Origin of the sequence: Stenotrophomonas sp. SXG-1 (assembly GCF_014083965.1) — a bacterium.
Taxonomy (GTDB): Bacteria; Pseudomonadota; Gammaproteobacteria; order Xanthomonadales; family Xanthomonadaceae; genus Stenotrophomonas; species Stenotrophomonas geniculata.
Genome location: NZ_CP046588.1, coordinates 1,967,027 through 1,980,010, shown reverse-complemented (window position 1 = coordinate 1,980,010; position 12,984 = coordinate 1,967,027). Strand labels below are relative to the sequence as shown.

Sequence of the window (12,984 nt, the reverse complement as noted above, 5' to 3'; positions counted from 1 at the left end):
AACGGGTATGCGTCCGGTGCACCCGGGTGGGTGCACGACAGGGAACGCGTCACAGGCATCGAAGGAGAGAACGCCATGCTGCATCCACTACGCGATATCGCTGTGCTGTTCGACGCCAGCGACACCGGGAACCGCGTTCTCAACATCGCCGCCGATCTGGCGCAGGCGCAGCAGGCGCATCTGGTCGCAGTCTCCACCGCCCAGCATCCCACCGACATCGCCAACGGCTTCGCGCGCGGCGCCGCCATCGCCGCCGCGCTCGACCATGAGGCGCGCGCGGATGCCGCCTGCACCGCACAGCTGATGCAGAACCTGCGAGCCGTGTCCGAGCCGCTGCAGATCAGCACCGAACTGCGCATCGTCTCGGACTATCTGGGCGGCGCCGACCTGGCCCTGCAGTCGCTGTACTGCGACCTGATCATCGCCGGCTATCCGCGTACTCCCGGCGCCCCTTCTGGCTGGCACCCGCTGGGCACCCTGCGCCAGACCGGCGTGCCGATGCTGCTGGTGCCGCCGCACTGGCAAGGCGATCAGGTCGGCCATCGCATTGTGGTGGCCTGGAATGCCAGCAAGCAGGCACGTCGCGCGGTGGCCGATGCGCTGCCCCTGCTCGCGCGTGCACACTCGGTGCACCTGCTGATGGTCGACACGCCCAAGGCCGAGGCCACACCCGGCGCAGAGATGGCCCAGCATCTATCGCGGCATGGCGTTGAAGTGGAGATCCAGACGATCAGTTCGAGCCAGGGCGGCGTTGCCGCAACCATCCGCCAGCACGTACTCGATGCCGACGCAGACCTGCTGGTGCTGGGCCCTTACAGCCGCAGCCGCGTGGTCGAGCGCGTGCTCGGCGGAGTCACCGAGGATCTGCTCGCCGAAGTACCGGCGCCGCTGTTCGTATCACATTAGTGCCACCCTGCCCCGCCCGGCGGTAGCCAGTCAGCGATTGACCGGTATGCCGCCGGAAGTAGCGACACAGGTAGGACGCATCCTCGAAACACAGGCGCTCGGCGATGCGACCGATCGGCAATTCGCTGTAGGTGAGCAGTGCCTTGATCTCCAGCACCACCTGACGGTCGATCAATGCCTTCGGCGTCTCGTCGAAGCACTCGCGGGTCAGCTGCGAAAGATAGAACGGGGTGATGCACAGCGCCTCGGCGTAGGACTGCACGTCACGTTGGCGCGTGCTGCGCTGCCCGACCAGCTCCCAGAAGCTCCAGGCCAGGCGCTCGCGTCGGCTGACCTGCGCGGGCGCCCGCTTCTGCTTCGGCAGCAACGTGGCCATCTTCAGGAAGAAACTCTGCAGCAGATTGCGCAGCATCACGTGGCGATGCCGTCCACCGTTGTGCTGCGCGTCCATCATCAGCTGCAACCATCCCTGCAGCAACGGCACATCCAACGGTGATGGCCGGCAGTGCGGCTGTTCGTGCAGGAACTGGAACAGCGCATTGGGCAACACATAGGCCACCTCCGATGCCAGCGCCTTGGGCATCAGGCAGACCATCGCCAGGAAGCCGCGCGAGCGATGCCGCAGCAGCGCCAGCGTGTCCTCTGCCAGCACCAGCACATCATGACGCTGCACCGCTACTTCGCGGAAATTCAGTGCAAAGCGCGCCCGCCCCGATACGCATACCAGCACCGCCAGATAGGCGTGACCGAACGACAACGGGACGCCCTGCCCTTCGGCCAGCGTGCTGACCTCCAGTCGCATGGATTCGTCCTGGTCCAGAAGCTGCGGTACGCGGTCCATGGGCCGATCCGGCTGTACTCCAAGCCCCAGCATACCCGGGCTCGACCATCAGTTGTGAAAAGTACCGAAACAATCAAGGTCCCGCTCTGGTCCGGCCGCGCCTGGCGACCTAGCCTGTGCGCTCACTTTGCCTCCTTGGAATCGACATGCAGCTGCACACCGAACGCTTGATCCTTCGCCCCTGGCGAGACACCGACGCCGCCGATCTGTACGAGTACGCCCGCGACCCGCGCGTGGGTCCGATCGCCGGTTGGCCGGTGCACACCAGTGTCGAGGAAAGTACCGAAATCATCCGCACCGTCTTCAACCAACCGGAGGTCTACGCTCTGCAGAACCGCGAAGACGGCCGCGCCATCGGCTGTGTCGGCATCCTGATCGGCGCTGACAGCAACTTCGAGATCAGCGACCGCGAAGGCGAGATCGCCTACTGGATCGGCGTACCGTACTGGGGCCGCGGGCTGGTCCCCGAAGCGGTGCGCGAAGTGATGCGGCATGCATTCCTGCAGCTGGAGCTGGAAGCGCTGTGGTGCGGTTACTTCGCTGATAACCTGCAATCGCTCACCGCGCAGAGCAAATGCGGTTTCCAGCATCACCATACCGAAGTGAACACGTTCAACAGCTTCCTTGGCGACTACCGTACCGAGCACATCAGCCGCATCACCCGGGAGCAATGGTGTGCCCTGCAAGCCGCCACACCTGCTTGAACAGGATTCAGCCCGACGTGCGCTGCATGAACAGAAGTTCCGGCGTTGAGGACGCTTCAACCTGCTGGAAACCGAGATCGCGGTACAGGGCCACGGCGGCCGTGTTGTCACGATAGACACGCAGAGTGAGGCGTTGGATACCGCTTTCGCGCATCGCCTGTGCACTCAAGGACTGAACGAGCAGCCGGCCAAGGCCGCGCCCGCGTGCCAGTGGGGAAACAATGATGCGACCCAGGTGCGACGTGTCGGTTGCGGTCATCCAGTACTGACCGAATCCAACACAAACACCCTGCTCGTCCAGCAGCGCCCAGCCCGGGCGCACCTCGAGCTCAAGCACCTGCGCGAACCGCTCCGGCGGTAGTGGAAACGGCACACCCGGGCCTGCCCAGCGCTGGGTGGCCCCGGCGGATTCGGGCCAGCTGGCGACGGTGGCGTAGTTCGAAGGCTGGACGGGGCGAAGGTTCGGTTCCATGACATTCATGGTGCGCCATTTGCACCGGATAGACACGCTGCATGGCCGCACTTGAGTTTTGTCATAGGACAATAAACAATTCCAGACGTCCAGTCGTCACGCCCCAGGCGCGGTGGCACCCAACCCATCCCAGTTCTGGGAGATCCCATGTTCAATGGCCTCAGCGCGTTTCCCCTGACCCCGCTCTCTGAAGCCGGCATCGACTTTCGGGCATTTGCGCACCTGATCGAGCGCCTGGCTGATTCCGGTGTTGATTCAATGGGCGTCCTGGGCTCTACGGGCAGCTACGCCTATCTTGAAAAGCCCGAGCGCAAGCGGGTGCTGCGCGAAGCACTCGCGCATGCCGGGGGCGTACCGGTGATCGCCGGCATCGGTGCACTGCGTACCCGCGATGTGCTGGCACTGGCGCTGGATGCGGAGGATGCGGGTGCTGCTGGCCTGCTGCTGGCCCCCGTGTCCTACCAGCCCCTGAAGGATCATGAGGTGCAAGCGCTGTTCGAAACCGTATGCGCAGCGGTGCGCACACCGATCTGCGTCTACGACAATCCGGGCACCACGCATTTCCGCTTCACCGATGCGCTGCATGGCCGGATCGCCGCACTGCCCAACATCGCCTCGATCAAGATCCCGCGCCTTGCTGATGATCCGGTTGAGGTGGCCGCGCGCGTTGCTCCACTCCGTCCGTGCGTTCCTGCGCATGTGACGCTGGGCGTCAGTGGTGACGCCTCGGCGGTGCTTGGACTGCTGGCGGGGTGCGATGGCTGGTATTCGGTGACAGCAGGGTTGTTCCCTGAGGTTGCGCTGCAGATCGTGCGGGCCGTGGGAAACAGCGATGCCGAGGGTGCCATTGCCCTCTCGGCACGACTGGCGCCGCTGTGGTCGTTGTATGACCGGTTTGGCGGGATTCGCGTCATGGCCTGCGCGGCGACCCTGCTGGGGCTGTGCGGCGAGAACTGCATGCCGTTGCCGCTGCAGGGGCTGCGTGGTGGCGAGCGCGAGGAGGTGGCGACGGTGCTGGGCGGGCTGGGGTTGCTATAGAACTCCAGCCAGCGACTGCAATGCAGCAGTGCCGAATGGTGACCCCGGCCCGATTCGAACGGGCGACCTTATCCTGGTAGGCGGCCATGATCTGGGCGGTTTAACACATGGCGGCTATCTGACCACGGTGCCGTTCTGGGGACGTGATGGAGGCCTACCGCGTCAGCCGCACGGTGAACGCGCCCCGGAACAACCGCGAAGATCTGTTGCTGCAGATCACCTGGGATTCGCGACACCAAGATGCGAATTGTTCTCTGTAAGGCCCGCGAAAGCCCGGGACCATACCTTTGCCCCTTCGCAGTACAACACAAGCAGCAGAACGCTGTTCGCGCATCAGTCTTTGCATGGGGGCAACGTGGCGAGCTTGAGTTGGTTCGACGGAATGGTCCTCGGCTTTTTGCTTGGCGTCGCTGCAAGCGCAATTGCCGCATTCCTCGCCCTCCGCGACAGAAGCCGGGATGAATGACCACAGTAGTGCAAGCTGCGGGCCGCCTGAAATGAGCGGAGGTCCACACCATCAGCGCAGCGAACTTCCGCGCAGCGCCTGCATTCCGCACCTGTGGGAGCAACTGGCGCTTCAAGACAATCTGCAAGCTGGCCAAATGCCGCAAGCCATTGACTTATGGTGACCCCGGCCCGATTCGAACGGGCGACCTTCCCCTTAGGAGGGGGACGCTCTATCCAGCTGAGCTACGGGGCCACTGGCAGCGGCACAGGATACCGCGTCCAGCTGAATGGACCAAGCGCTGGGCGTTCTGCAGGACGTCCAGCACCAGTATTCTGCGCACATCCACCCCCTGCACTTATACCGTCGCCGCATGATGACCTTCTGGGAGAGCCTGTCTGCGCTCGGCGACAGCCGCGCCTTGTTTCCGCTTGCCACTGTACTCGCCTTGTTCCTGCCAACCTCTCACCGCCGCCTACTATGGCGCTGGGCAACGGCAATCATTGTAGTCGCCGCGACCACTCTGGCCAGCAAGATCGCCTTCATGGGCTGGGGTTTCGGGTTGGAGCATCTGGATTTCACCGGCATCTCCGGGCATGCCGCCATGTCCAGCGTGCTCTATCCCGTGACCTTATGGCTGCTGGCCAGCGGTCGCAGCCGACACTTGCGGGCCTGGGCCGTCGCTGGCGCGGGGCTTGCAGTCGCGATCGGATACTCTCGACTGCCTTTGCGGGCCCATTCCCCCTCCGAGATCATCATAGGACTCAGCCTCGGCCTGGCTGCGTCGGCTTGGGTGCTGCGTCACGGACAGACGCTGGGCAACATCCTGGCGGTGCATGGCCGCGCCGCGTTGCTGACCATTGCCGCCGCCATGACCACGCCGATACTGCTCGCAGATTTACACACTCATGACCTCGTGAAGGCCGCTGCGAAGACACTGTCCGGCCGCACGCAGGCATTCGAGCGCCAGAATCTACGCGGCAATTCGTCGCCAGACAGAAGCCATCATTAGGCACGAAGTTTTCACAAATCTTGACAGCAAGGGTTCATCCGCAGAATATGTGAAAGGAATTTCCCCTGACGGAGCAGGCCTCCCATGTTCAAGAAGACGATCGCAGTTGTGGCACTGGCGGCCCTGTCCGCCTCCCCGATGATGAGTTTCGCGCAGGAAGCGCAGGCTACGGCCGGCACGGAGGCTACTGCGGCTGAAGTTGCCGGCGCAGAAGCTGCTGGCGTCTCGACCGCTGCAGTCGTGGGCACCACCGTAATCGGCGTGGCCGCCGCTGCCGTTGCCTACAGCATCGGCGGCGACAGCACGAGCGGCAGCAATGACGGCGGCAGCGGCACTGATCCGGGCGGCCCGGGTCCGGGCGGCCCTGGTACGGGTGGCACCGGCGGTACGGGCGGCACCGGTGGTACGGGCGGCACCGGCGGCACCGGCGGCTGATCAGCGCACCGCGTACCACTCAGGCCCTCGCCGGGCGCGGCCCGGCGGGGGTTTTTTATGCCTGCCAGACTCTCATTCCCATGAATAACATCACCCCTCGCCTTCTTGCCGCTGCGTTGACCGCACTGGCACTGTCCAGCTGTGCGCTTGCGCCGGGACAGCACCTGCGCCGCAGCGACGTCGCCGTTGACCGCAAGAGCGGCGATGGTCAGCTGGAAATCGTCACCATCACGCCGAAGCTGATCGCGCAGGAAAACGCCGCGCGTACGCAGAATTCACTGCCGGCTGCATTGTTCGATTACCAGCCGGCACCGTACACGGTCGGCGCCGGCGACATTCTCTATGTCACCGTATGGGATCACCCGGAACTGACCGTGCCGGCCGGTCCCCAGCAGCAAGGTGCTCTGGCAGGGCGCCTTGTGCAGAGTGACGGCACGATGTTCTACCCATACATCGGCAAGGTCACAGCTTCAGGCAAGACGCCGATGCAGCTCCGCGAGGAGATCAGCACCCGCCTGGCCAAGTACGTGGAATCGCCCCAAGTGGACGTATCCGTCCTCACCTATGGCAGCCAGCGGGTCTGGGTGACAGGCGCTGCCCAGCGATCCTCACCGATTGCTCTGGGCACCTCGCCGCTGACGCTGGCGGATGCGATCAGCCAGTCCGGACTGGACAACCAGCAGGCCGACTTGTCCGGCATCCAGCTCAGCCGGGAAGGCACCACTTACACGATCAATCTGGAAACCCTGGCCCGCGAGTTTGGCGGCCGCCAATTGCTCCTCAAGGATGGCGACTCCATCTTCGTCCCTTATCTGGATCGCAAAGAGATCTTCGTGGTGGGCGAAGTCAATCAGCCTGGCGCCTACAGCTTCCGTACGGGCGATGTCTCGCTGAACCAGGCACTGGGCCGTGCTCGCGGCCTGCTTCAACAGACCGCAAACGGCAACGCCGTGTATGTCATCCGCGGCAGCACGGACCTGCAGCAGGAGCCGTCGATGGTCTATCAGCTGGAGGCGCGCTCGCCGACCGCATTTGCTGCCGGCAGCCAGTTCCATCTGCAGCCGGGCGACGTGGTATTTGTCGGCGCAGCCGGCGTCAGCCGTTGGAACCGATTCGTAAATCAGCTGCTGCCCTTCACCAATATCCTGTACAACGCGGCGCGTACCGGAACCGAAATCAAGGACAACTGACATGGCTCGCATGGATGCGGCTTGCCACTGCCCAGCACATCGGGCCCATGGCGCGGTGTTGATGGTCATCGTCGCCGCCCTGCTGCTCACCGGGTGCACCACCGGCAGCCGTTCCACAGTGGACACCTTCCGGCTGATCACCCATCGCCCGGCGCAGGCGACCGCAGAAGGCGTGGCCAACAACCGCTTCCCACAGATGCAGGTAGAAACTCCTGACCTCACCGCAGTGGCGGTGTTGGGCTACATCGATGGAGGCCGCCAGCAGTGGTTCGCAGGCTCACATGCGGTGTTCGAAATGGACGCTCACGGCCTGCTGCTGGGTGGCAGCGGCCTGGGGCAGCAATGGCATGCGCGTATCGATGGCCCTTCGCCGTTCGAGGACCTGCGTACAGTGACCGCGCCCGTTACGGTGCAACGCCGCTATGACTGGGTTCCCGCCTACCAGGTCGACGTCGCCGTGACCGGCACACTGAGCAGGGGTGCACTGGAGCAGGTAGACATACTGGGTTCGCGTCGAACCCTGCAGCGGTTCGACGAGCGGCTACAGGGCGGCGGAATGAGTGGCCGCAATGTCTACTGGGCAGATCCGGTCACGGGCTTCATCTGGAAAAGCCGACAACATCTGGCACCCGGCCGCGTCGCAGAACTGACCCAGCTCAAACCCTATCGCACGGCCAAGGATTGAGCCATGACGTTCAGATTTCCCAACCCGGCAATCCTTGCCGCGCTGTTTGCTGCCACTGGCGTCCAGGCCGCGCAGATACATATTGAAGGTGCCGTCGAAGCAGCCGGGGAGTACGAGCTGAGCGCTGGCGCCCGTCTGGCCGACGGGCTACTGCTAGCCCGCCCAAACACCGACGCCTACCTACTGGGGACAAGCCTCGAACGCCCACATGCCCTGCAGGCCCAAGTGCGGCTGCGCGCGGGGCTGCAGTATGGCGTCGGGCAGCTGGCAGAGTCTGCCGACGCACAGGTAGTGACGCTAGCGCAGGCATTGCAGACCTGGCTGGAGACACATCCGGCCACCGGCCGGACGCCCATCGCCGGACCCGCACGACTGATCCAGGTCCAGCCCGCGAACAACCCGATACTAGCCACAGGCGATAGGCTGCGGTTCCCACTGCAGCCACGCACGATCACCGTCATGGGCGCAGTGGAGCAGGAATGCGAGCTGCCGCACGTCCCGCAGCGCGATGCGCGCGACTATATGGGTGACTGTCATCCCAGTCCTCTTGCTGACCGCAACGATATTTACGTGATCCAACCCGACGGGCGAATCCAGCAGCTGGGTATCGGCCTGTGGAACCGCGCAGATCCCCAGGCCGTCGCGCCTGGAGGTACGGTCTTCGTGCCCGTACGTGCGTCCCTCATCAAGCATATCGACCCGCTGTTCAACAGCGATTTCGCCACGTTCATCGCCACCCAGCCCATCAACCCGTGATGACCCAGTCCTGCCTGCGCGCGCACCCGGTGCGCCCCGCCCGTTTCGCACTGAGCGCGCTCGCCTTGTCGCTGTCCTGCGCACTGCATGCACAGGAGGCGCCGCCACCCACTGCCAACGAATGGGGCGGGATCGGCCTGTTGCAGACACCTACCGCGCGCATGGCAAGCGACGGAGACCTGAGCTTTACGGCGTCATACAACGCTCCGTACGCCCGCTATAACCTGACCATGCAGCCATTTCCATGGCTGGAGGCATCATTCCGCTACATTAATGTCAATAACTTACTGTACGGGCCCAGCGTTGCAGGCGATCAGCATTACAAGGACAAGTCGATCGACTTCAAACTGCGCCTGTGGCAGGAATCACGCCTGCTGCCGGAGCTGGCCTTTGGCGTGCGCGATCTGGGTGGCACTGGATTCTTTTCCAGCGAATACCTGGTTGCCAACAAGAATTTCGGTCCGATCGATGCGTCGATCGGACTTGCCACCGGCTACATTGGCAACCGCGGCGACTTCTCCAATCCACTCGGCGCTATCGATGATCGCTTCAAGAACCGCCGCTCCATTGCCAACAGTGACATCACCCAGTCCGGCAAGTTCGGCCTGAGCAACATGTTCAAGGGGCCAGTTGGCGTTTTTGGCGGCATCACCTACCAGACGCCGATGGATGAGCTGCTGCTCAAAGTCGAATACGACGGCAACGACTACCGCCGCGAACCCCGCAACAACAACCTGCGCCAGCGCACGCCCGTCAACGTGGGCCTGGTCTATGTGCCAAACCGCAATGTAGAGCTGACTGCAGCCTGGGAGCGCGGCGACGCGGCGATGTTCTCGCTCACCCTGCGTGGCAACCCGGGCAATGCGCCTGCTGCACCGAAGCCGTTCGACCCGCCACCGCAGCGACTGCTGCCCGAGACGGCCGCCGTCGATCAGCGCGCATCAGCTGCCAACAGCGACGCTTCTGGTGCCGCACCTGGCACCAGCACCGATTGGGCAGCGATCAGCACCGAGCTGCAGCGCAATGCCGGCTTCCGTGTCGAACGCATTTCGCGCCGCGGCGACGAACTGTATGTCGACGGTTACCAGACCCGCTACCTGCATGCCGCCAAGGGCCTGGGACGCGCCACGCGCATTCTTACCAACGCGACCGGCGATAACTACAACTGGTTCACCCTGCGTACCACCCGCGTGGGCATGCCGATTGCCGATCTGTCGATCAACCGCGAAGCGTTCGCGGGATACCTGGATGGCACCGTCAGCGAAGACATACTGCGGCGGAGCACGGAACTGCAGGCGCCTGACGCGCGCGCGCGCGAAACGCTTTACACACCCAAGCGCAACCCGTTCGGCGGCGGCTTCAACATCGGCTACCGGCAGAACCTTGGCGGCCCCGATGGCTTCATTCTGTACCAGGTCGCAGCCAACTATACGGGCAGCCTGTTCCTGCGCGACAACATCTGGCTGACCGGCACCATCAGTGCCGATGTCACCAACAACTACCACAAGTTCAAGTACAACGCCCCAAGCCGCCTGCCGCGTGTACGTACCGACATCCGCCAGTACCTGACCACCTCCGACATCATGCTGCCCAACCTGCAGGCCAACATCGCCGGGCGGCTGGCACCGGACTTGTATGGCGTCGCCTACGCAGGCTACCTGGAGTGGATGTATGCTGGCGTAGGCGGCGAACTGCTGTATCGCCCAAGCGGCGAGCGCTGGGCGGTTGGCGCAAATCTCAACCGGGTGCAACAGCGCGACTATGACCAGCACTGGGGCCTTCGTGACTACCGCGTCACCACCGGCCACGCCACGTTCTATTACGCCCTCGACGCCCGTGAACGCATCATCGGCTCGCTATCGGTCGGCCAGTATCTGGCCGGCGACAAGGGCGCCACTCTGGACCTGGCCCGCGTATTCGACAACGGCGTGACAATGGGCGCGTATGCGACCAAGACCAATGTCTCGGCGCGCGACTTCGGTGAAGGCAGCTTCGACAAGGGTATCTACTTCAGCATTCCGCTCGATGGATTCCTGCCACGCTCCACGCGTGGCCGTGCGGCCTTCAATTGGAACCCACTGATCCGCGATGGTGGCGCCATGCTCGGCCGCAAGTACGGCCTGTACGGCATGACCGGTGATCGCGACGAGCGCTTCTTCTACGACAATCTGCGTAACGTCGGGGAATGACAAAAGCCGGGAGCCTGACGGCTCCCGGCCATTCGTCTGCAGCGCAACTTCAAAGAGCTTGTGCAATCAGAGGTAACGCACCCAGCTCTTCACCCCCTCATCCATCAGCGTGTAGACGTGCTCGAATGCAGCACGTTGCTGGCGATAGGGATCGGGAATCTCGCGATCGGACTGCCACTTGCCCAGCAGGAAGGTCTTGCCCGACGCCTCCGGCGCGATTTCGATGATGCGATGGACATGCTTGCGCTCCATCACCAGCACCAGATCCGAAGCTGCCAGGATGCCGCGGTCGATCTGCCGCGCACGATGACTGCTGCCATCCAGGCCATGCTCGGTCAACAGCGCCTGCGCGGTGGCATCCACACCATGATTGACCAGGGCCCCCAGCCCGGCCGAGGACACCGTGATGCCCCTGCCGCTCACAGCCTCACGCAGCATCACTTCCGCCGACGGACTACGGCAGATGTTGCCGACACACACAACCAGAATATTCTTGAACACGGACAACGGTTTCCATCAATTCTTCAATACATGGCACGCAACACCTGGCCGCCCCTACAGACCAGGCACTTCCATCCGAGCGTGCCGCCACATGCCGGCAGCAGCCTCGCCTAGTATGCCGATTTCTGGCCCAGCACTTTGAAGGCCGTCATCAAAATGATCCGTACGTCCAGCGTCGGACTCCAGCGCCGGATGTAATCAATGTCGTACTGGACCCGCTTCTTCATCGAGCGCAACTCCGGTGTCTCACCACGCAATCCGTGGACCTGCGCCCAGCCGGTAATCCCCGGCTTCACATAGTGGCGATGCATGTAGCGCTCGATCACACGCTCGTAGTGATTGTTATGCTGAATCGCGTGCGGTCGCGGCCCAACCACAGACATGTTACCGCCCAGCACATTGAAGAACTGTGGCAGCTCATCCAGGCTGCTGCGACGCAGGAACGCACCGAACCGGGTCACTCGCGGATCACCGCGCGTCGCCTGGGTGATCTGCCCGGAGCCCTCTGCATGTACGCGCATGGAGCGGAACTTGAGCATCCAGAATTCCTTTCCGCCCAGTCCATGGCGCTTCTGGCGGAACAGCACCGGCCCCGGAGAACTCAGCTTCACACCAATGGCCAACACGGCAAACAAAGGCGCCAGCAGGATTACTGCCACGCCTGCAACCATGATGTCCTCGACGCGCTTGAACAAGCGGAATCGATGATCAACCAAGCCTTGGCGTACACCGATCATCGGCACATCACCCACCTGGTGGACACCAGGGTTCAGCGCCCCAAGGCCCGTGGTATCAGGAATCAGACGCACAGGCACCGGAAAACGCTCGATCTGCTTGAGCATGTCCTTGATGGCGCCAGCATGCCCCATCGGCAGAGACACCCATACCTGATCGAATTCGCCGCGGTGCTGATCCATGTACTGCGGGACGTCTTCCAGTCGCCCCAGCCTGCACGGCGCGTCCCCACCACGGCGGGTGGCGATATCGCCCGCACTGGCAAAGTAGCCGATGACGTCCTTGCCAAGCTCTGGCTTCCCGCGCAGCAGGCGATGCAACCTCAAAGCGGGAGCCCTTAGCCCAACCAGCAAGATGCGCTCGTGGTCCATTCCGCGCGAGCGCAGGCCATGCAACTGCACTCTCAGCAATACGCGCAGCGCCGCCATCGATGCCAGACCAAAGGCGTACCAGCCAATCAGCCATGTCGAGGGCACCACGTCGGCAAGCCCGACCAGCACGACGTAGAGCGAAAACAGCGCAAAGGTGGCAGACCACGCCAGCAACAGCAGCCAGAGGTCAGCGAGCAGCCCCCGCATGCGCCAGTTCCGATACAGCGGCGCCACGGAGAAACACACGATGGCGCTGAGAATCACCGCGCCAAACACGATTCGCTGGGAGGAGTCCGGCGCAGCTGCTCCATACAACACGATATGGGAAAGCACTGCCATGCCTGGCAGTAGCAACATGTCGCCCAGGCGTAGCCCCAACTCCAGGGCAGCCCGGGCTTCGACGCGGCGGCGGCCAGCCCGGGCCCGCTCTGCGGAAAGGTCTTCTACTGATCCCTGTAGCAACGCACTTCTCCATTTTCGGCTCGACGGGACGCGGAATTGTCTGCGTCCACGTGCGCGGACTCCCCAGCCAGCACGGAATCGTCGAGGTTGTGTCAATCAAATGTGGAGGAATTGTGGATGAAGTCTGGGCCAAAAGATAGGAATTCCGACTGGGCACAGGCTCGGAGGAATGCCATGAAATCACCCCATCCAATTGAAAATATTGACAATTTCCAATGTGTCAATTTGCATCAACATGCGTC

At 63.2% G+C, this 12,984-nt stretch carries 13 protein-coding genes and 1 tRNA gene; 9 read left to right on the top strand and 5 right to left on the bottom strand.

What is annotated here, in order from left to right; all coding sequences use genetic code 11:
* Positions 1-75 precede the first annotated feature (75 nt).
* Positions 76-906 carry a universal stress protein gene (locus GOC52_RS09175; protein WP_053442904.1) on the top strand — a complete coding sequence of 277 codons (831 nt, stop codon included), beginning with the start codon at positions 76-78 and terminating at the stop codon, positions 904-906.
* Here the strand turns inward: GOC52_RS09175 and GOC52_RS09170 are convergent.
* Positions 854-1,747 (bottom strand): helix-turn-helix domain-containing protein, encoded by an 894-nt coding sequence (locus GOC52_RS09170; RefSeq protein ID WP_049436275.1) that lies wholly within the window; start codon positions 1,745-1,747, stop codon positions 854-856. The two genes, GOC52_RS09175 and GOC52_RS09170, sit on opposite strands and share 53 nt — an antisense overlap.
* A 146-nt stretch (positions 1,748-1,893) precedes the next feature.
* Here GOC52_RS09170 and GOC52_RS09165 point away from each other — a divergent pair, with 146 nt between their 5' ends.
* On the top strand, positions 1,894-2,451 hold the full coding sequence (locus tag GOC52_RS09165; RefSeq protein ID WP_019338484.1) for a GNAT family N-acetyltransferase: 558 nt from the start codon (positions 1,894-1,896) through the stop codon (positions 2,449-2,451).
* A gap of 7 nt (positions 2,452-2,458) precedes the next feature.
* On the opposite strand, the gene GOC52_RS09160 is transcribed toward GOC52_RS09165, so the two are convergent.
* Entirely contained in the window at positions 2,459-2,923 is a 465-nt protein-coding gene (locus tag GOC52_RS09160; RefSeq protein WP_053442903.1) for a GNAT family N-acetyltransferase, read from the bottom strand.
* A 147-nt stretch (positions 2,924-3,070) separates the two neighbouring features.
* On the opposite strand from GOC52_RS09160, the gene GOC52_RS09155 reads away from it, so the two are divergent.
* Positions 3,071-3,961, top strand: coding sequence for a dihydrodipicolinate synthase family protein (locus tag GOC52_RS09155; RefSeq protein ID WP_191851215.1), 891 nt, complete (start codon positions 3,071-3,073; stop codon positions 3,959-3,961).
* A 623-nt stretch (positions 3,962-4,584) separates the two neighbouring features.
* Here the strand turns inward: GOC52_RS09155 and GOC52_RS09150 are convergent.
* Positions 4,585-4,661: transfer RNA gene (locus GOC52_RS09150), tRNA-Arg, on the bottom strand.
* A 34-nt stretch (positions 4,662-4,695) separates the two neighbouring features.
* Here GOC52_RS09150 and GOC52_RS09145 point away from each other — a divergent pair.
* The 6 genes from GOC52_RS09145 to GOC52_RS09120 all read left to right on the top strand — a co-directional run bounded on the left by GOC52_RS09145 (position 4,696) and on the right by GOC52_RS09120 (position 10,673).
* Positions 4,696-5,418, top strand: a complete 723-nt coding sequence (locus GOC52_RS09145; RefSeq protein WP_019338480.1) for a phosphatase PAP2 family protein — start codon at positions 4,696-4,698, stop codon at positions 5,416-5,418.
* A gap of 84 nt (positions 5,419-5,502) precedes the next feature.
* Entirely contained in the window at positions 5,503-5,853 is a 351-nt protein-coding gene (locus GOC52_RS09140) for a hypothetical protein (protein WP_019338479.1), read from the top strand.
* A gap of 80 nt (positions 5,854-5,933) precedes the next feature.
* On the top strand, positions 5,934-7,043 hold the full coding sequence (locus GOC52_RS09135; protein WP_049436285.1) for a polysaccharide biosynthesis/export family protein: 1,110 nt from the start codon (positions 5,934-5,936) through the stop codon (positions 7,041-7,043).
* A gap of 61 nt (positions 7,044-7,104) precedes the next feature.
* Positions 7,105-7,728 (top strand): YjbF family lipoprotein, encoded by a 624-nt coding sequence (locus tag GOC52_RS09130; protein ID WP_019338477.1) that lies wholly within the window; start codon positions 7,105-7,107, stop codon positions 7,726-7,728.
* 3 nt (positions 7,729-7,731) lie between these two features.
* Entirely contained in the window at positions 7,732-8,484 is a 753-nt protein-coding gene (locus tag GOC52_RS09125) for a capsule biosynthesis GfcC family protein (protein ID WP_019338476.1), read from the top strand.
* Positions 8,484-10,673: a YjbH domain-containing protein gene (locus GOC52_RS09120; RefSeq protein ID WP_191851212.1), complete on the top strand. Its 2,190-nt coding sequence runs from the start codon at positions 8,484-8,486 to the stop codon at positions 10,671-10,673. Before GOC52_RS09125 ends, GOC52_RS09120 begins: the two co-directional genes overlap by 1 nt.
* Positions 10,674-10,739: 66 nt before the next feature.
* On the opposite strand, the gene GOC52_RS09115 is transcribed toward GOC52_RS09120, so the two are convergent.
* Positions 10,740-11,174, bottom strand: coding sequence for a low molecular weight protein-tyrosine-phosphatase (locus GOC52_RS09115; RefSeq protein ID WP_029550852.1), 435 nt, complete (start codon positions 11,172-11,174; stop codon positions 10,740-10,742).
* 110 nt (positions 11,175-11,284) lie between these two features.
* Entirely contained in the window at positions 11,285-12,637 is a 1,353-nt protein-coding gene (locus GOC52_RS09110; RefSeq protein WP_236565185.1) for an undecaprenyl-phosphate glucose phosphotransferase, read from the bottom strand.
* Between the last annotated feature and the right edge of the window lie 347 nt (positions 12,638-12,984).